The sequence below is a fragment of the Aequoribacter sp. genome, assembly GCF_965659035.1.
Classification (GTDB): Bacteria; Pseudomonadota; Gammaproteobacteria; order Pseudomonadales; family Halieaceae; genus Aequoribacter.
Genome location: NZ_CBFHWH010000020.1, coordinates 1 through 20,369, shown reverse-complemented (window position 1 = coordinate 20,369; position 20,369 = coordinate 1). Strand labels below are relative to the sequence as shown.

Below are 20,369 nucleotides of genomic sequence, written 5' to 3'. Positions count from 1 at the left end.
CGCATGCGATTCACAGTCGTCGAGACTAAAAAAGTAAACCAAATTCGCGAACCTAAAAAAAAGCCCGCTACAAAGAGCGGGCTTCTGGGACTACATGCTGACTCAACTTGAGAACTTAAAGTCAGCAAACATATCTCGCAGTGTCGTTTTCTGGATTTTACCGGTTGCCGTATGTGGCATCTCATCGATGAACTCAACCGCATCAGGCGTCCACCACTTCGCAATTTTACCGTCGAACCACTCGGTAATTTCCTCGGGGGTTAAATCGGCACCCTGTGCGTTTCGTACCACGATCAATAGAGGCCGCTCACCCCACTTGTCGTGAATACGGCCAATGACTGCCGCCTCTGCCACCTTCGGGTGATCGGTCGCCACGTTTTCGACGTCGATCGATGAAATCCATTCACCGCCTGACTTGATCACGTCTTTAGTTCGATCGGTGATGGCGATATAACCACGGGGATCAATAGTCGCTACATCACCCGTTTCAAACCAACCGTCCTCACCGTGCGCTGAGCTGCCCTCTAATTTGTAGTAAGCGCTACAAATCCAAGGACCACGAACTTTTAGCGAGCCGAAAGCCACGCCATCCCATGGCAACTCGTTATTGTCGTCATCGGTAATTTTGACGTCACAACCGTAGATCGGACGCCCAGCCTTTAAGCGCAATTTAGCGAATTCGTCGGCTGACATCTCATCGCGAATATCCATGCTGGGGTTGGTCGTTCCCAGCGGGCTCATTTCGGTCATACCCCAGCCAACACGAGTTTCTACGCCATAGGTATCGAAGTCTTCCATAATCGATAAGGGACACGCCGACCCGCCCACGATAACGCGACGTAACGATTCTACCCGCATGCCTGACTGTTTCAGATAGTTAATTAGACTGAGCCAGACGGTGGGTACACCCGCCGAGAAAGTCACGTTTTCTTCGTTAATTAATGCAGCCAGTGTTTCACCATCACCCATTTTGTTGCCTGGCATAACCATTTTGGCGCCAATCATCGGACAAGCGTAAGGCAAGCCCCACGCATTCACATGGAACATAGGTACGATCGGCAAAATGACATCCGCTTGCCCCAAACCCATCGCGTCGGGCATTAAGCCAGCGTATGCGTGTAAGATGGTGGAACGATGCGAGTACAAAACACCTTTGGGATTACCGGTAGTACCCGAGGTATAGCATAAGGCACAGGCTGCATTCTCATCGACATCGGGCCAATCATAATCGGCCGCTGCAGAAGCCACCAAAGTCTCGTAGCACATTGCATTAGGTAGTGTCGTCTCTGGCATTTGATCTTCACTGATCATCACCACGTAGCCTTTTACACCCGGACATTGGTCGGCGATTTTTTCCACCAAAGGCACAAAGTCGGCATCCAGGAATACGTACTGATCATCGGCATGATTGATGATAAACACCAGCTGCTCGGGGAATAAACGTGGGTTGATGGTATGCGTCACGTAACCAGAGCAACCTACTGCGTAGTAGGTTTCAAAGTGACGGTAGTCGTTCCAGGCAAGAGTTGCAACGCGATCGCCGGGCTGCAAGCCCCAAGACGACATCGCGGACGCAAGTTGATTTGCCCGTGTAAACGCCTCTTGGTACGTGTAACGATGGCGCGGATTGTCTCGAGTTACCGATACGATCTCGCCGTCACCATTCACTCGCGTGCTGTGTTCAATAATCGACTTCAGATTAAGCGAAACGCTCATCATTAAACCATTCATCGCTACTCCTTATTGTTAAATGTTTACAGCGGTTACTTTATCAGTGCCCAACGCTCATCGGAAGAGCGACTGACTCGCATTTCGACCTCTAATTTTAATAAATGTGCTTCCAGTGACAACTTGGCCCACGTATGTAAACTCGGGTCTACGTCGTCATATACGGCTGAAACCATTTCAACGATCGTTGTAGCGCCGATACGGTCGAGTGTATCAACGACTTTTGCCTCGCGTTTGAGCCGGTGCGCTATTAGGCCATTAATCTCATCTAGGGGCGTGCCTATCAAATCACCGTGCGCAGGAGCGATCGCCTGCAAAGGCAGATGCGCCAGCTTTTGCAGAGACTCGATGTAGTGTTTCATGTCGCCGCTGGGCGGAATAATCACCACCGTTGAGCCGTTCATCACATGATCTCCAGCGAAAACCATGCCCTCTTCTTCCAACAAAAAACAATAATGATTACCTACATGACCAGGGGTATGCACAGCCAACACAGTGAAGTCAGAACCTTTAAAGCGTTGGCCGTCGAACACATTCACCGTAGGACTAAATGTCTGATAGTTGTAGGGATCGTTAGGTGGCGGTGCTCCAATAAGCTCAGCCCCTGTGAGTTCGGCAAGCTTTGCAGCGGCGGGCGAATGATCGCTGTGCGTATGCGTGCAAAAAATTTGTCCGATATTTCCAGCACTTGCCGCCATGATCGCATGGATATGGCTATCGATTGCGGGGCCCGGGTCAATGACCGCAATTTGGTCGGTGCCTAAAAGATAGGTATTAGTGCCAGGCCCTGTCATCGGACCTGGATTGGGCGCTGTTATCCGCCGAACAAGCGGCGACAGCTGAACCGCGACCCCGGGCTCAAACATTGGGTTCAATCAGCCCATCAATATCGACTACTGGGTCGACGTCAGCGTCATAATCGACCCCGTCAACTTCGAAACCGAACAACTGCAAAAACTCGCGCTTATAACCCGCAAAGTCGGACAGCGTGTTCAAGTTATCGGTATCAATCAGGTCCCAAGCTTCCGCCACAGCCGCTTGAACATCATCAGCGAGCTCTTTAGCGTCGGCGCGTAGGCGCCCCTCATCGTCGATATCGGGCGCTGCAGAATACAAACCGTGACGGAACAAATACTGGATTTGCTCGATACAACCCTCGTGTACGCCTTTAGCCTTCATCACTTTGAATAGGATAGCCAAGTAAATGGGCATAGCGGGAATGGCGGCACTGGCTTGAGTCACTACGGCTTTTAACACTGACACTCGAGCATCGCCGTCTTTTGCTGCCAATTTGGCGCGAATATCCACAACGCGCTTGTCTAAATCTTTCTTGGCCGCACCAATGGTGCCATGCCAATAAATATCCCAAGTTAACTTCTCGCCAATATAGGTATATGCCGTCGTCTTGGCACCATCAGCTAGAACGCCAGCAGCGTCTAAAGCATCAATCCACATTTGCCAATCTTCGCCACCCATAACCGCTACTGTGTTCGCAATTTCTTCCTCATTTGCGGGCTCTAAGTGGAAGTCTTGAATGCTCTCTTTGTCGGTATTCACACCCTTTTGAGTACAAGCAGCACCGATGGGCTTTAGAGTCGAAGAGTACACAACGCCGGTGTCGGGATGAGTTCGGCGAGGTGCCGCGAGCGAATACACCACCAAATCAACTTGACCCAGATCTTTCCGGATAACGTCAATAGTTTGCTGTTTGAGTTCGTTTGAGAAGGCATCACCGTTAATACTTTTAGCGTAAAGCCCTTCTTCTTGAGCACAGTCATGGAACGCGGCTGAGTTATACCAACCCGCAGTGCCTGGCTTTTTCTCGGTACCGGGCTTCTCGAAGAAAATACCTAAAGTACTCGCGCCACAACCAAAGGCCGCTGTAATGCGCGAGGCAAGGCCATAGCCAGTAGACGCACCAATCACTAAAACGCGCTGCGGGCCATTTTCAATAGCGCCTTGTGATTGAGTATATCGAATTTGTCGACGGACGTTTTCGGCGCATCCCTCTGGATGTGTCGTGGTGCATAAAAATCCGCGAACCTTAGGTTTAATAACCATGCTGTATTCCTTGTAAACCGGGCAAACTGTAATTCTGGCGCAAGTCTAACACAGCCTACCAAAACAGGCGCACTCCTTGAGTTTGGCGCTTATTTTTCGTTCAATACGCGCTGACCAACATAAGGATGCACGATGACTTCACCGCTGCGCTATGCCACCTCGCCCGAGTGGGTTCAAACCGTACTTGCCGACTTCAACGAGTTCTTGCTCGATCATGCCGCTGCAGAGAAAAAGGCATCGGGTATGGCCATTTCTATGCTGAGCCACTACCCCGACAAACTCGAGCTGGTAAGCACCATGGCCGATCTAGCTGTTGAAGAACTAAGCCATTATCGGGAGGTAGTTAAGTGGATCCACGCCCGAGGCCTTATTACAGCAGCAGACACAAAAGACCCCTACGTGATTGAGTTTCGAAAAAGTATCCGCCAGGGTCAGGACATTTATTTGATGGACAGGCTACTCACCGCCAGCATCATAGAGGCTCGAGGCGCCGAGCGCTTTGGCCTTGTGGCTGAAGCGTTAGAAGAACCGGGAATCAAGCAGTTTTATACCGCTATCGCTCGTTCAGAAGAGCGCCATTACGAGACGTTCCTAAAACTAGCCTATTTGTATTTACCTCAAGTCGAAGTCGATGAGCGCTGGCAAGAGCTGCTCGATATCGAGGCGGATATTGTCAGATCAATGCCCCTGCGCGCAGCCTTACACTAGGTCTGAGTGGTGCACAAAAGCATCCAGCAATACCTCAACCACTACGCGGAACCGAATCTTCCAGCCTCGCCTGCCCAAGGCCAGCACACTTATCAGTGGCAATGGGTAGTGTGCATCCCCTGCTTTAATGAATCGTCCGCGTTTATTAAGGCGTTACCCAAAACCGCGAATATACTGATAATACTGGTCGTAAATCACCCTCGGGGACGTGACAGTGGTCTTAATATCAGCTTGGTTGAATCGCTGTCTTGCGAACATCCGAGCCTCGAGCTGGGCTATCATGATCGACTCATCACACTCGAAGGCGACAACCGCCATATCCTGCTGGTTGACCGAAGCACCAATCAAACGGGCTTTAACCCCAAACATGGTGTCGGTCTTGCACGTAAACTAGCCGCAGATATTGCTTTAAAATGGCATGTTCATGGACTCATTCAAAGCGACTGGATTGCCATGACCGATGCGGACGCCCTTCTGCCCGAAACCTATTTTGAGGCCTTGCCCAGACCCGAAATCGATACCCCCGCGGTTGTCTACCCATTTAGTCATAGCCAAGCCGGAACTCCAGAGGAGCAACTGGCATTGGCTTTATATGAACTTAAGCTCCATCATTATGTCGCCGGACTCCTGCACGCAAAATCACCTTACGCACATCACTCTATTGGCAGCTGCATGGCGATGCGTGCTAAAGCCTACGCGCAGGTTCGCGGCATACCCAAACGGGCTGCGGGTGAAGATTTTTATCTGTTAAACAAGGCCAATAAGTTAGGCAAAATCCGAACACTCGGCTTAGAGTCGACCATTATGTTGTCACCTAGGCGCTCCGACCGGACCCCGTTCGGCACGGGGCAAGGTGTGAACACCTTGAGCGATGAGGCGACTCCCCTGAAAACTCAGGTATTTTATCCTCCCAAGGTTTTTGAAAGCCTAAAAGGCTTTTTAGCGAACGTCGCCTCGGGCGCCCAGACGTTCGACGCAGTGACAGCCGCGTTGCCAGAGGAGGCAAAAACGGCACTCAAAACACTTGGGCTCGAATCAGCACTGATACACTGCAAAACGCATGGCCCCACGCCACAGAAATTTCAGCGACAGCTGCACCTGTGGTTTGACGGGTTTAGAACGCTTAAATACATCCATCAACTAGCACCGCCAAGAACGGGCTTGCTGAGTTTTGATGAGTGGTCTGTGCAGTCTGGAAACGCCGATCTAAGTCCTTCAGAAGCAAGCCAACACCTGCGCGCTCTCTGCTACCAAAACCTTATTGATGATTAGGTAAATTTGTTAACCACAGACTTTGATAGGGCCTCAACAATACTCGCTGATTACGATCCACATGGTCTTGCCCAGAAATCAGATCCACCCAATAAGGCTCCACCAAATTCAAATCAGCCATATGCACTTCTTGTGTGGTTCCTGCCAAATTAAATAAGCAAAAAATGCGTTGACGGCCATCAAGACTTTCGCGCCAAAACCCGAACACCTCTTTATTGAGGTGCAACAAAAACTGCGCTGCGTTGGGATGAAACGCCGATTGTCGCTGCCTTATGCTCAACAAATTCTTGAGGTCTTTTAGAACTCGCGCATGACTTGAGGACTCATCACCTAACTGCGCCAATAAATCCGACTCGGACCATTGCCGCCGATTGATTGCGCGGTTGTAGCCTAAATGCTCTAATCGCTCGTAGTCATTGCGAGTACCAAGCAGGCTGTGAATATAGATACCAGGGATACCCGCCAACGCAAACATCAGTGCATGAGCACAGACCATTCGCTCTATACCAGTATCGATTGATTCATCGGCCGGATCACACAACGCGTCAAACAACGAAATATTGATTTCGTAAACACGCGAGTCTCCGTCCGCCGTGCTGCGCCTCGATAAACGCCCGCCTCGCTCCTCCATCGCGGTTATGAGGCTCTGGAGCTCGTCATCATCCAACAAACCCTCTGCGGGACGCAAACCAATGCCATCGTGCGATGCAATAAAGTTAAAGTAAGTTGTCCCGGTTTTAGCGGGCGGCATACCCATCATCCACTGATTCAAGTGCGTGCAATCACCCCCGACCAAGGCGTGTAACAGCAGGGGCGGCAAACTAAAGTTATATACCCCATGCGCTTCGTTACCATTACCGAAATAGCTCAAGTTCTCGATGTTGGGAATGTTGGTTTCGGTAATGATCACTGACTCGGAGACTGCATGCTCCATGAGTTCACGCAGCAGCCGCACGACAGCATGAGTCTGCGGCAAGTTGATGCTGGGCGTACCGGCCTGCTTCCATAAAAATGCCACCGCATCTAAGCGGAAAATTCGTACTCCCATATCCAAATAGAACCGAATAATGGATACGAATTGCCGCAGCACGTCAGGATTACGAAAATCCAAATCGACCTGATCGTGACTAAACGTGCACCACACGTGCCGCGTACCTAATGCGGTATCGACCTCTTGCAACAGGGGTGAGGTTCTTGGACGAACAACGGTACTCAGATCGTCATCTGGACTGGCGGTATAAAAATAATCAGCGCCGGGGTGCACCCCTTTCAGGAAATTCTGAAACCACAGCGAACGGCTTGAACAGTGATTAATGACCAAATCAGCCATAAGCGAGTAGCGCGACGCTAAGGCTTGAATATCGCCCCAAGATCCTAGGGTTTCATTCACACTGGAGTAATCGAGTACGGCAAAACCATCATCAGAGCTGTACGGATAAAACGGCAATACATGCACACCGTTAATGGCCCCTGACAAATTCTGATCAAGAAATCGTCCCAGCGTAATAAGGGGCTTTTCGTCTTCAGAAACGATCGTATCCCCATAAGTGATGACCCACGCATCGTGTTGGCTCCAAACATTTTTATGCGCTAGGGGTTGGGTCGACTCTTCACTTAGACGCATTTCTGCAAGGAGAATTTCCACTAGCGCTTCAATATCAAAATCACCCGAAACATCCTCATAAATTTGATGCAGCAAATGTTTAACGCGCTCTGTTAGATGCTCAAAGGGTGATATCAACGCCACACTAACCTCCGCGATTATCCAAGTAATCTAGCTCCACAGCTTCATATAAGCGCTCAAGCACATCAGGAACAGCGCTTATCACACGGTTCCAAGAGGGAATAAAGGGCCGCTCTTTGGGGCGCGCCAGAAATACTTCGCCCGCTTGAATGATGTTATCTGCAAACAATTCGACCGCTCGCTCCTCGGCATGAATATCGACCGTTAAGCCATTCATGATGGCGTCGTTGCGATAGCTCTCGACAAAATCCAGCGCTATGCGGTAATAACTCGCTTTAATGGCACGAAAAATCTCAGGACTTAAGGTAACGCCTTGGGTGGCCAACTTACGGAACAAGGCCTTAGAGATATCGATCGACATACGCGACAAACCCGCCTGCGAGTCATTCTCGGACAAGTCTTGATGCTTATGGTCGTAGTGGTCAGCGATCTCTGCCTGACACAATCGATTGTTGGCATAGTTGCGGTACATCTCAGATAGCACGCCGATCTCTAGACCCCAATCGCTGGGAATTCGTAGATCCGTCAACACATCTCGACGGAAAGAAAATTCGCCTGCCAAGGGGTAGCGAAAGCTGTCCATAAAGGTCAAATACTCAATGTTGCCCAACACTTTTTGAGCTGCGCGGAGCAAGGGAGTGACTAAGAGCCGACTCACACGACCATTAATTTTGCCGTCCGCTACTCGAGCGTAAAAGCCCTTGCAAAACTCGTAGTTAAACATGGGATGAGCTACGGGGTAGATTAATTTTGCGAGCAAATCGCGCTCGTAGGTCACGATATCACAATCGTGCAAGGCTACCGCCTCGGCGCGATTGGAGGCCAACACATAACCCATGCAATACCAAACATTGCGCCCTTTACCCAATTCCTTGGGAGCAAGATCCAGGGCCTCTAGCTCAGCGTCCAGCGCCTTTAACCGGGGGCCATCATTCCACAAAATACGATGATGCTGAGGCAATCGTTCAAAGAACCGCAATGCATGCTGGTACTCGGCCGGAGTGGCTCGATCAAGCCCCACCACAATCTGATTTAGATACGATACTTTTTGGAGCTCTTTAACGATGTTCCCCAAGGCCGGCGCCTCAAGTTCCGAATACAGCGATGGCAAAATCAAGCCCAAAGGCCGTTTCTTGGCAAAATGCTCTAATTCTTTTTCGAGGTCATCGACTGGTCTTGCCCGTAAATTATGCAAGGTCGTGACAATACCATTTTGATAAAAATCAGCCATAGTGCTCCTTAACTTTATTTGAGTTTACCAGGTGACTGTGCTGCTCCAGCCACATCTGCGTGGCGGCAGCCCAAGCCTTAGGACCGCATTCTTGCGTTATGTACCAGTCTTTTTGCTTGACGAGATCGGGGATGGGGTTCACTGGAGACCGTATCCACACGGATCGGTTTGCCTTTTCGAGCATGGCCACGTCATTTAAGCCATCCCCCAATGCCAGTGTCCGCAGGGGCAAACCGTATTGCTGGCGCCAAAAGCACGCCAAGGTTTCCATAGCTCGTCCCTTATCAACGGAATCACCGACAGTCATAAAACGCCCACCCTGCTGCACTAGAGCACCTTTCCCGATCAGATAGGCAATAAGATCCTGTTTGATTTCATTGTTAGCAGGGGGCATCAAAGGCTCGGTATACTCCCGCTGCGAGGCGCGCTCTGACCCTGCCCAATCGAGCCCTGTGGTGTTCATCACGCCTTGAATACCCATCGTTGAAAAACTCAAGATCGACCCTTGGTCGGGGTATTCCGCCAATATGCGCAGCCAGTGTTCGCGGGGCTTGGCTAGCGAGATTCGCCAAAAGTCGCCGTGGTCCTCCCACGCGGATTGGGCCGTCCGAAAACGATCTTTTGGCAGATAGATAGCCGAGCCATTCTCACATATCATGGGGTCAAGCAGGCCCATCTGATCCTGCAGATAACGCATCTCTGCATGTGTTTTAGAACTGTTAAATACAAGCGGAATACCCGAGCGTTTTAGCGAAGAAACGACTGACATAGCGGGCTTAAAATCGTAGGAATAGTGATCTAACAAAGTGCCGTCGAGATCGGTAACCACCATTAAATTAACACTCATAAAACCGCCGTTTTCCTTCTGTGACTTCAGTAATTGCTCGTTGAGAATCTAGTCGCAGGCACAAATCTGCCAGGTTGGGCATGGAATTCAGTGACGAACGCGTCAAACGTTCGTAATGCTGTATAAAGCGCGCAACTTCCTGTGGCGTCATCATCGCCTCGGGCCTCTGGGCACCAAGTCGAACTTCTTGCTCTAAGCGCCATTCGCTTACCACTTCAAATCCGGGTGCCAACAGTGCCCACAACTCGTCAAGTTGGTCCCATATCGACAAATAATCGCGCTCTAGGCTGGTGTTGACGAACTGGCGCCAATCACCCGCGGGGTCTTCGATGCGTTCAAGATGATTGCAGGGCTCGGTTAGATCTGCGCTGCCTTGAGGTAGTATGCCTACACACCAACCCTCAAGAATAACCAGAGAGGGCGCTGAGGTGACTATATCGAATTGAGTTTCGGGCACACGATCATCGGCCAATTTGTCAAACCGGGGAATGGATACGGGCCCTGTGAAATGAGCTAAACGATCGAGCGTGGTCTTGAGCAAGACTATGTCATGCGTCCCCGGAACACCGCGGGTTCGTAGCAGAGGGTGAACCTCTAGTGCCAGTTGCTGCCGCTGCGCTCTTGTTAAATAAAAATCGTCGATGGAGAGTACAACGCAGCACCCAGAGCTTAAAGACTCGTGACGCTTGGCGAGATAGGCCGCTAAGGTACTTTTACCCGAGCCTTGGGCACCATAGATGCCCAATAAGATCGGCCCTTCCGCACCAATTCGGTGCATCGCCTCCTGACCCACTCGGTCTGCGAAAACCGTCTCGATCTGAAGAACGTACTCAAACGGCAGTTTGTGGGTCGCAATAAAGTCTGCTTGCCACGGTAATATGCCTTGTAAGGGGCCTTGTGCCATTAACCATTCTCGCTTGTTTTCTACACGCTTGATGTCAAGCTTGCAGAATTCGTGCCAGAATGGCTAATGAATTTACAAAGTCAGTCGCCGGATATCCGATAACAAAGCGACGACCTGGTTCATAAAGCGACCACCGTCTGCTCCATTAATTACGCGGTGATCGTAGGATACCGACAGTGGCAGCATGGTCCTGGGCACAAAACTAGAACCATCCCACACGGGTTGTACGGACGATTTAGACACACCTAAAATGCCAACTTCGGGAGCGTTGACGATAGGCGTAAAGCCCTTACCACCCAAAGCGCCTAAACTAGAAATCGTAAAACAGGCACCTTGCATCTGTGCTGGCTTAAGTTTCTTGTCACGCGCTAAGGCGGCTAGCTCCAGGACTTCCTCGGCCAGCTCCCAAAGCCCTTTCTTGTCAACATCGCGAATAACAGGCACCAATAGTCCCGCAGGGGTATCGACTGCAAAGCCAATGTGCACGTATTCTTTGTAGATGATCGACTCACCGTCGGCTGACAATGACGAGTTGAACTTAGGATTGTCCTTCAACGCGACAGCACATGCTTTTAGCAAGAAAGGAAGGGGCGTGAGCTTGGTACCCTTGCGCGCCGCTTCGTCTTTTAGGCTGACCCGGAACGCTTCCAAGTCAGTGACATCGGCATCATCGTATTGAGTAACATGCGGTACATTGAGCCAACTACGCTGCATATTTGCCGCCGTGACTTTGCCAATTTTGCTGAGCGCTTCTTCACGGACAGGCCCAAACTGCGAAAAGTCTACCGCTGGAACGGCTGGTATACCTGTCCCAACGCTCACAGTCGCCGCTTCAGGCTTCGACAGGCGTTGCTGCACGAAAGTGTGCAAGTCTTCTTTTAGGATGCGCCCGCGAGGACCCGAACCACTGACCTGCTCTAGCGGGATCGAAAACTCCCGCGCTAGCTTACGTACCGCGGGGCCTGCGTATACCACTTCAGAGCTTGATGCAGTCGCTCTCTCCACAGGCGCTGTTTTAGGCTGTTCAGACACGGCTTTAGGCACTGCTGGCGCAGGCGGCGGGGCTTCTTGCTTTGGTTCTTGAGCCGTCGCTGGTGGTGTGTCTACACGGCCTGCAACCTCTAACACACCGATAAGATCGCCCTGCTTCAATGAAGCACCCACCGCAACAGCAATTTCCAACACCCTGCCTGATGCATCCGAGGGAATTTCCATCGACGCTTTATCTGACTCCAGAACCAGAAGGGTGTCGCCTTCTTCGACCTCATCCCCTACCGAGACAGACAATTCAATAACCTCAACCGCATCATCTGTACCAATGTCAGGCACAAGCACTGAGTGCTTCCCGGCACTTACCGGCTGATTATTGGGCGCTTCAACCAAAGCCTCTTGTGCCTCAGACTGATCGGCAGCTTCAGCTTGGTTGGTTTCAGGCGGTTCTTCCCTTACTTGGGCGGGCTCTATAGCATCAGCTGTCTCGACCAAAACGATCGCTGCACCCTCACTTAGGGAATCGCCGATGTTAACCAGAAGTTCGACTACCGTTCCTGCCAGAGTCGATGGCACTTCCATTGACGCCTTATCAGACTCTAATACGAGCAAACTGTCGTCGACAGCAATTTCATCTCCGACCTGAACCATCCACTCGATAACTTCAGCTGCATCCGCGCCAATGTCGGGCACAATTACCTGTTGTTTTGCCATAGTACTCTGTCCTAACCTCGTTACACCGTCATGGGGTCAAGCTTGGCTGCAGAAATACCCAGCTTCGGCATGGCTTCTACAACAACCTTGGCATCGAGCACGCCTTCGTCGACCAGCGCGCTGAGGGCCGCGAGAACGATCCATTCGCGACTCACCTCAAAAAAGTCTCTTAATTTCGATCGAGTATCGCTACGTCCATAGCCATCCGTTCCCAGCACCACGAAACGCTCGGGTACAAAAGCTCGTAACTGCTCTGAATACGCACGTATGTAGTCGGTCGCTATTACGCAAGGACCTGAACGCTGTGATAAACACTCAGTCACATACGGGGCCTTTTTCTCACCCATCGGGTTTAATCGATTACTGCGCTCAACAGCACGGCCCTCGCGAGCCAATTCATTCACACTGGTGACGCTCCAAACGTCGGCCGCCACCCCGTATTCTTGTTCCAGCATTTCGGCGGCAGCTTCCACCTCACGTAAAATGGTACCCGCGCCCATCAATTGCACGCGCTTTTTACCCCGCTTTTTCGAGACAGCGCGAGGGTACATACCTTTTAAAATGCCCTCGTCCACCCCTTTGGGCATTTCGGGCTGGTGGTAGTTTTCGTTCATTGTCGTGATGTAGTAAAAGCAGTTCTCCCCTACTTCGTACATCCGGCGCAGACCGTCTTGAATAATTACCGCAAGCTCATAGGCATAGGTTGGGTCGTAACTAACGCAGTTTGGTATGGTAGAGGCCATTAAATGACTGTGACCATCTTGGTGCTGCAAACCTTCACCATTCAGCGTAGTCCGTCCCGCGGTTGCGCCAATCAGGAAGCCGCGCGCCTGGCTATCGCCAGCAGCCCAAGCCAAATCGCCAATACGCTGGAATCCGAACATGGAGTAGAAAATATAAAAGGGCACCATCGTCAAGCGACTCGTCGAGAAGGACGTTGCCGCTGCCAACCACGCACTCATCGCACCGGCTTCGTTAATACCTTCTTCTAGGATCTGGCCGCGCTCATCTTCTTTATAGAACATGATCTGACCCGCATCATGCGGCGTGTAACGCTGCCCTACCGAAGAGTAGATACCCAACTGACGAAACATACCTTCCATTCCGAAGGTCCGCGCCTCATCAGGTACGATAGGCACAACGCGTTCACCCATTTGCTTGTCTTTTACCAAGGTCGACAGAATTCGTACGAAGGCCATCGTTGTAGAAACCTCGCGCTTGCCACTACTGGCTAGCTGCGAGCTGAAGGCCTCGATCGCAGGGATCTGTAAACGCTCAACCTCGCTGTGTCGGCTTGGCATAACGCCCTGCAGCTCCTGGCGTCGCTGCATCATGTAGCGAATTTCGGGGCTATCCGGCGACGGGCGATAATAGGGGACGTGCTGCAGCTCTTCATCGCTAATAGGAATACCAAAGCGGTCGCGGAACGCGCGCAGACTATCCATATCCAGTTTTTTCAGGGAGTGGGTCTCGTTATTTGCTTCGCCCGCCTCACCCGTGCCATAACCCTTGACGGTCATGGCTAGAATCACTGTCGGACGTTCGTGCTGAGACACGGCCTGCGCATAGGCAGCGTAAATTTTGTAAGGATCGTGCCCACCACGATTAAGATACATGATGTCTTCATCTGACAGATCGGAAACCAGTTCTAAAAGTTCCGGGTACTTGCCGAAAAAATGTTCTCGCGTGTAAGCGCCGCCGTTATATTTATAGTTTTGCAACTCGCCGTCGCAAACCTCATCCATGCGCTTTTGTAACAACCCGGTTTCATCTTTTTCGAGCAAAGGATCCCAGCGACGCCCCCAAACAACCTTGATGACGTCCCAACCTGCACCACGGAAAACACCCTCAAGCTCTTGGATAATCTTGCCGTTACCTCGCACAGGACCATCCAAGCGCTGCAAGTTACAGTTGATTACAAACGTCAGGTTGCCCAGTCCCTCGCGACCCGCCAGTGAGATGGCACCCAAAGATTCGGGCTCGTCACACTCACCATCACCCATAAAGCACCAGACGTTGCGATCACCGTGGTCCACTAAGCCGCGCTTCTGTTGGTATTTCATGACGTGCGCTTGGTAAATTGCCTGAATCGGTCCAAGACCCATCGAAACGGTGGGAAACTGCCAGTAATCGGGCATCAGCCAAGGATGCGGGTAAGACGATAAGCCATTACCGTCGACTTCGCGGCGGAAGTTATCCAGCTGCTCTTCGCTCAAGCGGCCTTCAAGATACGAGCGAGCATACACTCCCGGAGCACTGTGGCCTTGGAAGAACACCAGGTCTCCCAGCTGACCGTTCTCGTTACCCCGGAAGAAATAGTTAAAGCCCACATCGTACAGAGTCGCGCTGGAACTGAAACTCGAAATATGACCACCCAAACCCTCGTCATTGTCGTTCGCTCGCATCACCATTGCCAGCGCATTCCAGCGAGTCAGTGAGCGAATACGGCGCTCCATAAACAAATCGCCGGGCATGACCTTCTCTTCAGACACGGGGATGGTGTTGCGGAAAGGTGTGGTAATTGCGGGCGGCAAAGGCAAGCGCTCTTGCGTTGCATGCTTTGCCAACTCACGTAATAAAAACCCAGCACGCTCTGGGCTCGAAGCTCGAACCACGGCATCGAGAGCCTCAATCCATTCGCGTGTTTCTTGGGGGTCTACATCATGCATCATGCCTAATCGTCTCCGAACTGAGGATCGCCGCAGAATCGCGGCAAAATGTAATAATATTACAAAACCGCGCAAAAACTCAATAAAAATGGGTCGAAACTAGACGCTGCCGTGTAATTTATGACCCATTCGGCGTAGTAAATTTTCAAACTCAAAGTTCAATAGCAAAGCGCTTATTGGCTAATTTCGCCTCTGCTGGCTGCTTATACTCGATTGGCTCGGCCGGATGCTTATCGAACTTACCTGGCGCAACAACCAATAACGATCTGTGCGTTTCCAAAACCTGTGTTTTAAAGAACGCCAGCCAATCAGAATAAGAGATCTGTGACACTGCGTCCGCTAAATCCTGTTTCGAGCTAAAGCTGTGATCCCCTTCGCCCAAGGATTGCCACAGGAACTCTGCGCGCTCCCAAAGGTTTTTAAAGGGCTCGTTAATCTCGGCCACCAAGGCCTGACGATGACGATTAAACGCGGCTTCATCGATATCGCCCGGCACCGCCTCCAAGAACGTTCCGATTGCGTCTCGGACATCTAAGCTTGAATGACTGGGCGATTGAATAATCATGACTAAACCCGGCACACGGCTTTGAGGCCAAGAAAAAGCGCTAGCAATGTATCCAAGCTGCTGTTCAGTTCGCAGCTGCTGGAAAAATCCAGATTTAAGGGCCTGTCCAGTCAAGTCAAATAAAGCCTGTTGCTGAACCGAGCGATCGCTACCTTGAATGTACCAACTGATCACCGCGTCGTCGTGCTCTAACTCTTGGGTTAACTGTTGACGCTGGTCCTGATCAAGATTGGTCACTGCGAGAGCTGGCAACTCGACTGAACCATCGCTGACTAAGGAACTTAGAGCTTCTCGCACGGCGACAACATCCTCATCGACATAGTTGCCGTAGAGAAGAGCCTCGACATTCACAGAGTCCCAGAAGGCAGCTGCTTGGCTCTTAACACCGCCAAACGTTAGATTCCGTAAGGCGGCAACCTGCTGATCGTCACTCCACGAAGAATGATTCAGGGCTTCTCGCAGCGCCCCCATAATTTGGCTCGCGGGTCGCTGCGCCGATTTGTTCTCAATCTGACGAATACGCTCGGCCCGAAGATTGTTGAATCGCTCTTCACTAAACTCCATCGCCTGCATGACCGCCAGTAGTCGCTGAAGCAAAGCAACCTGCTTGTCATTGTAACCGTTGACTCGCATGCTAATGCCTCGAGAGTGGCGGTAGACCGAGCTCTGCAGCCCCGCAATTTGGGCAGCATACGCAAAATCATTCGCCTGATCACTTACCAGAGCAGTATAAAGCTCCAAAGCCATATCAACCTCCACCGACTGTCCCACTAGGGCAGAGCGGAAATTCACATTCAGAGCACCCTTGGGAACCTCGAACTCATCATCATGCTGAAACCAAACGGCAACACCTTGATCGATACTCATGACAGGGAGCTTTGCAGGCTTCTCATCGAAAGACACGACATCAACATTGCTGGCAATAAAAGCATTGGGCGCGGGCAAGTCAATAGTCGCCAGAGCGGCATCGTCTTCAGGCAAGGGCTTGGCAAACTCATCACCCGATACCAATGCGTAGGGAGTTTGATAGTTTGGTGAACGTTTATCGGTCTTGATGCCAGGGTACGCCAAGGTCACCAGGGCTTTCTCGGGAGACATAGAATCGAGAAGACCTTGGGTCAATTCGGCATCAAATTGCTCGAGGTAGGTTCCGCCACGCAGCCAATCGCGCACAGGGAAGTCATGCATCGAGCTTGCCAAGCGACTGACATAGCGAATCGGTTCGCCTTTTTCTTGAAAACGAAAGTTCAAATCCGACAGCTGCTTCAACTCATCAAACACCCAAGACTGCACGCCTTCTGCACGCAGATGAGCCAGCGCCGAATGGGTCATTTGAACGATGCGATCGCTCTGCTCGATACCCGCCTCAGTCAGTTTAATATCGATGTAGAAAAGAGCTCCCCCTCTCCACCTAAAACTGGCACCAGCCGACAAAGACTCCGCCAAACCTTCACGTTTAAGTTGCGCAAGCAGACTGGTCGGACCCTCATGCCCCAAAAGATGACCAAGGTATCGGGCCGGATCGCTGAGGTACTGCTCAGTGTAGTCACCAATGGGGAAAATAATTTCGAGGCTTCGATTCGCCGCCGTGGGCTCAATGCTCACAAGGGATGGAAGTAAAGTCTCGGGAAACATGGGTACGTTAACTGGATCGTGAACCACATCCCCTGCTGGCACTTCTGAAAACGACGCCTTTACCATGGCTTCGAGAGCGTCCAATGACTCTGCTCCAAGTACGACCAAGCGCATATTACCCGCCACATAGTAGCGCTCATAAAACGCCAATAAATCCGCGCGAATCGGTTGATCAGGGCGATCCGCCAACGACTCTAAAGAACCGACAGAAAACTGACTGTAGGGATGCTCTGGGTGCATCAACGCTTGTAACACGTCTAGCCCACGTCGACCGTCCGACTTTAAGCCCATCTGATACTCAGCCTGAACTGCGTTCATCTCGCGATCGACATACTCGGCGTCCATTTTGGGCGACACAAAGAACTGGGCGAAACGATCTAAAGCTTCGGTGAAATGCTCGGCATTCACATCGAAAAAATAGTTAGTATGGTCAAACGAAGTGTACGCATTACGGTTACCACCATGTTCGGTGATGTACTGCTCGTACTCCGCGGGGTCTGGATATTTCTCTGTCCCCAAGAACAGCATGTGCTCTAAAAAGTGTGCCAAGCCGCCCCGACCTTTGGGGTTGTCACCGCTACCAACATAAACATCTAACGCCGCTGCAGCCTTTTGAGTTTTGGCATCCGACACCAACAAGACTTGCAAGCCGTTATCTAACTCGAGCGCACGGTATTGCCGATCGTCGATCGGGCTGACCACTGGCTGACTCGGTTCTTGCGCTACGACCTCTTGCTGAGCGCCTTCGGGCTGGCAACCGAGAGCTGCGCCTAGGGCAACAACCAGGCCAAAGGACCACAGGGTATTTGTAAGCCTCATAGTGTGTCTCCTGTTGAGTCTGAGGTGATGGATTCGTAAGCTTCAGGAACAGGCCATGCGTTCATAATGGCTTTGATAAGAGTAGCCAGTGGTATGGCAAAAAACGCACCCCACAAGCCCCAGACACCGCCAAAAAACAACACAGCCAGAATGATTGCGACGGGGTGCAAGTTAACCGCCTCTGAAAAAAGCAAGGGGACAAGCACATTGCCGTCGAGGATTTGGATGACTAAGTAGACTGCAAGCACAGTGTAAAACTCATTACCAATACCCCACTGGAAGAACGCAACCAGCACCACCGGGATAGTCACAAGGGTTGCTCCAACATAAGGAATAATAACCGACAACCCAACCAGCAAACCGAGCAGCGCGGCATAATTTAAACCCAGTGTTAATAACGCAATGTAACTGACCGAGCCCACGATCAGAACTTCGATAGCTTTACCCCTGGCGTAATTGGCAATCTGCAGGTCCATCTCAGCCCAAATTCGACGCAGTAGCGGGCGCTCTTTGGGCAACTGGCTAGACAGCCAGCCGGTAATCACATCCTTATCTTTCAAGAAGAAAAAAACCAACAGCGGAATAAGGATGAGGTAAATCATGACGCCAAAGAGGCCGGGAATTGAGTTCAACGACAACTCCAACAGCTTTTGGCCCGCAGGCGCTAGTTCGCGTTGAACCGAGGCTACCAAATCGACAATCTGCTGTTCAGAAATGAACTGGGGGTACCTGTCAGGCAACACACTCAAAGCCGCCTGAACTTCCTTAACCATTCGCGGAAACTCAGAAGCCAGCGTGGCGAGCTGACGCCACACTAAGGGAAACAATCCCAAAATCGACCCAAAGAACACCGTCAAAAATAGCCCGTAGGCCGCTATAAAACCCATCCACTTTGGCAAACCTACACTTTGCATTCGTGTAGACACTCCCTGCACCAAGTAGGCTAAAATCAGCGCGGCCACAATTGGCGCCATCACTGCACCCAAAACCATCATCAAAAATAGGGTCACGCTGATCAGAACCAGCAACAATACTGATTCTTCCTCAAACAGGTACCGATCGTACCATTTTCTAAAAATCGTCAGCATACAGGGCCCTAGAAGGAATGTTTTTTGGTGAACTCATACACGAACTCTTGCTCGCCTAATTGCTCTGCCGTTAATTGTTCTTCCGCTAATTTCGCGTAGGCATGAAAATCTCGCCAAGAACCGGGGTCCGATGCAAAGACTCGTACACGTTCCCCTGCCTGAGCAGTCATCAAGGCGCGCTTCGCCATGAGCAAAGGCATAGGGCATCGCATGCCTCTAGCATCGACTACGCTTTCTGACATAACTCACTCTTAAATGCCCACATTTCACCACAAAGTATACAATGTACGCGTAAGTTTGAATATCAGGTGAACTTTTGTGACACTCGTTTGGTCTCAATCAACAGTACACCAACCGCAAGTTGCTATACTTGCAGCAAGAATTCACACACCGAGGTAAGTCTTTGACAACCAGATTGGCCACCGCAAAGCAACTAATCAGCAAAGGATTTTTGACCGTTGCGCTCAGTTTTGCCGTGGCGATTAGTGCTGTTGGCAACAATGAGCTCAAAATTCCAGACTTGGGATCCAGCGCCGGCACTGTGTTCTCTGCTGAGTACGAGCATCAACTTGGCCGCACATGGTTAAAGATGTTTCGCAGCCAGGTCAACGTATACGAAGACCCCATCATGCAGCGTTATGTCGAGAACCTAGTCTATGAGCTAGTTGAATTCAGCGAGCTGCAAGACCGACGGATTGAGGTGGTTATTGTCAACAACCCAACGATGAATGCCTTCGCAGTGCCCGGCGGCGTCATCGGAATACATACGGGCTTATTTCAGTTCGCACAAACAGAGGACCAATTTGCGTCCGTCATAGCGCACGAAATTGCGCATTTAAGTCAACGACACTTCTCGCGCAGAGTCGAGTTTGCTAAAACACAGCAACCGCTGGCATTGGCAGGTTTGCTCGCAGGTCTCGTGCTAATTGCAACGACGGGCTCGGACATGGGATTAGCCGCTCTTACTGCCACACAAGCAGCAACTCAAGACGCTGCGCTGCGCTACAGCCGAGGGAACGAGCAGGAAGCTGACCGCATCGGCATGCAAACGCTTGCGCTGTCAGGACGCAATCCCGCGGCCACTCCCGCCATGTTCGAGCAAATGTTACGCGCCGCTCGCTACGCTAGCAGTAATCGCATACCAGAATTCTTACGTACCCACCCTCTCTCAGAATCACGTATCTCAGACACCAAAAATCGTTTGCTGCAATATCCCCCGCGACAAAGCAAACCGAGCCTTGATTTTCATTTGATGAAAGCGAAGGTTCAGGTTGATCTTGCCGATTCGCCCGAGACGGCCGTGGCGCAATTTAAATCGCAAGAAGCCAGCGAGCAGATTTTTCCTGAAGCGCACGAGTATGGATTAGCGTTAGCTTTAAGCGCCGCTGGCCGCT

The 20,369-nt window shown here is 51.2% G+C and carries 15 protein-coding genes; 3 read left to right on the top strand and 12 right to left on the bottom strand.

Annotated elements, in window-relative coordinates:
- Positions 1-102: 102 nt before the first annotated feature.
- The 3 genes from ACTF5Z_RS05175 to fabV are packed head-to-tail and all read right to left on the bottom strand — an operon-like array spanning position 103 to position 3,789.
- Positions 103-1,731: a long-chain-fatty-acid--CoA ligase gene (locus ACTF5Z_RS05175; RefSeq protein WP_438984761.1), complete on the bottom strand. Its 1,629-nt coding sequence runs from the start codon at positions 1,729-1,731 to the stop codon at positions 103-105.
- Between the two features lie 32 nt (positions 1,732-1,763).
- Positions 1,764-2,594 (bottom strand): MBL fold metallo-hydrolase, encoded by an 831-nt coding sequence (locus ACTF5Z_RS05170; protein ID WP_438984769.1) that lies wholly within the window; start codon positions 2,592-2,594, stop codon positions 1,764-1,766.
- Positions 2,587-3,789: an enoyl-ACP reductase FabV gene (fabV, locus tag ACTF5Z_RS05165; protein ID WP_438984760.1), complete on the bottom strand. Its 1,203-nt coding sequence runs from the start codon at positions 3,787-3,789 to the stop codon at positions 2,587-2,589. Before fabV ends, ACTF5Z_RS05170 begins: the two co-directional genes overlap by 8 nt.
- Before the next feature lie 132 nt (positions 3,790-3,921).
- Here fabV and ACTF5Z_RS05160 point away from each other — a divergent pair, with 132 nt between their 5' ends.
- Entirely contained in the window at positions 3,922-4,497 is a 576-nt protein-coding gene (locus ACTF5Z_RS05160) for a tRNA-(ms[2]io[6]A)-hydroxylase (protein WP_438984759.1), read from the top strand.
- Between the two features lie 9 nt (positions 4,498-4,506).
- The gene (locus ACTF5Z_RS05155) at positions 4,507-5,769 is read left to right on the top strand and encodes a glycosyltransferase (RefSeq protein WP_438984758.1); all 1,263 of its coding nucleotides are present in this window, start codon (positions 4,507-4,509) and stop codon (positions 5,767-5,769) included.
- On the opposite strand, the gene ACTF5Z_RS05150 is transcribed toward ACTF5Z_RS05155, so the two are convergent.
- The 9 genes from ACTF5Z_RS05150 to ACTF5Z_RS05110 all read right to left on the bottom strand — a co-directional run bounded on the left by ACTF5Z_RS05150 (position 5,756) and on the right by ACTF5Z_RS05110 (position 19,217).
- Positions 5,756-7,516, bottom strand: a complete 1,761-nt coding sequence (locus tag ACTF5Z_RS05150; protein ID WP_438984757.1) for a sugar phosphorylase — start codon at positions 7,514-7,516, stop codon at positions 5,756-5,758. The genes ACTF5Z_RS05155 and ACTF5Z_RS05150 overlap by 14 nt on opposite strands.
- A gap of 1 nt (position 7,517) precedes the next feature.
- On the bottom strand, positions 7,518-8,744 hold the full coding sequence (locus ACTF5Z_RS05145; RefSeq protein WP_438984756.1) for a glycosyl transferase: 1,227 nt from the start codon (positions 8,742-8,744) through the stop codon (positions 7,518-7,520).
- Positions 8,737-9,591, bottom strand: coding sequence for an HAD-IIB family hydrolase (locus ACTF5Z_RS05140; protein WP_438984755.1), 855 nt, complete (start codon positions 9,589-9,591; stop codon positions 8,737-8,739). Before ACTF5Z_RS05140 ends, ACTF5Z_RS05145 begins: the two co-directional genes overlap by 8 nt.
- Positions 9,581-10,495, bottom strand: a complete 915-nt coding sequence (locus ACTF5Z_RS05135; RefSeq protein ID WP_438984754.1) for a hypothetical protein — start codon at positions 10,493-10,495, stop codon at positions 9,581-9,583. Before ACTF5Z_RS05135 ends, ACTF5Z_RS05140 begins: the two co-directional genes overlap by 11 nt.
- Positions 10,496-10,567: 72 nt before the next feature.
- Entirely contained in the window at positions 10,568-12,199 is a 1,632-nt protein-coding gene (gene aceF / locus ACTF5Z_RS05130; protein WP_438984753.1) for a dihydrolipoyllysine-residue acetyltransferase, read from the bottom strand.
- Between the two features lie 20 nt (positions 12,200-12,219).
- Positions 12,220-14,871: a pyruvate dehydrogenase (acetyl-transferring), homodimeric type gene (gene aceE / locus ACTF5Z_RS05125; RefSeq protein ID WP_438984752.1), complete on the bottom strand. Its 2,652-nt coding sequence runs from the start codon at positions 14,869-14,871 to the stop codon at positions 12,220-12,222.
- A gap of 148 nt (positions 14,872-15,019) precedes the next feature.
- A complete protein-coding gene (locus ACTF5Z_RS05120; protein ID WP_438984751.1) occupies positions 15,020-17,887 on the bottom strand; it encodes an insulinase family protein in 2,868 nt (955 codons plus the stop codon).
- The gene (locus tag ACTF5Z_RS05115) at positions 17,884-18,975 is read right to left on the bottom strand and encodes an AI-2E family transporter (protein WP_438984750.1); all 1,092 of its coding nucleotides are present in this window, start codon (positions 18,973-18,975) and stop codon (positions 17,884-17,886) included. The genes ACTF5Z_RS05120 and ACTF5Z_RS05115 overlap by 4 nt, the downstream gene beginning before the upstream one ends.
- Before the next feature lie 8 nt (positions 18,976-18,983).
- Positions 18,984-19,217, bottom strand: a complete 234-nt coding sequence (locus ACTF5Z_RS05110; RefSeq protein ID WP_438984749.1) for a sulfurtransferase TusA family protein — start codon at positions 19,215-19,217, stop codon at positions 18,984-18,986.
- Between the two features lie 161 nt (positions 19,218-19,378).
- Here ACTF5Z_RS05110 and ACTF5Z_RS05105 point away from each other — a divergent pair.
- Positions 19,379-20,369: M48 family metallopeptidase (locus ACTF5Z_RS05105; RefSeq protein ID WP_438984748.1), on the top strand; the 991-nt coding region annotated here is incomplete at its 3' end.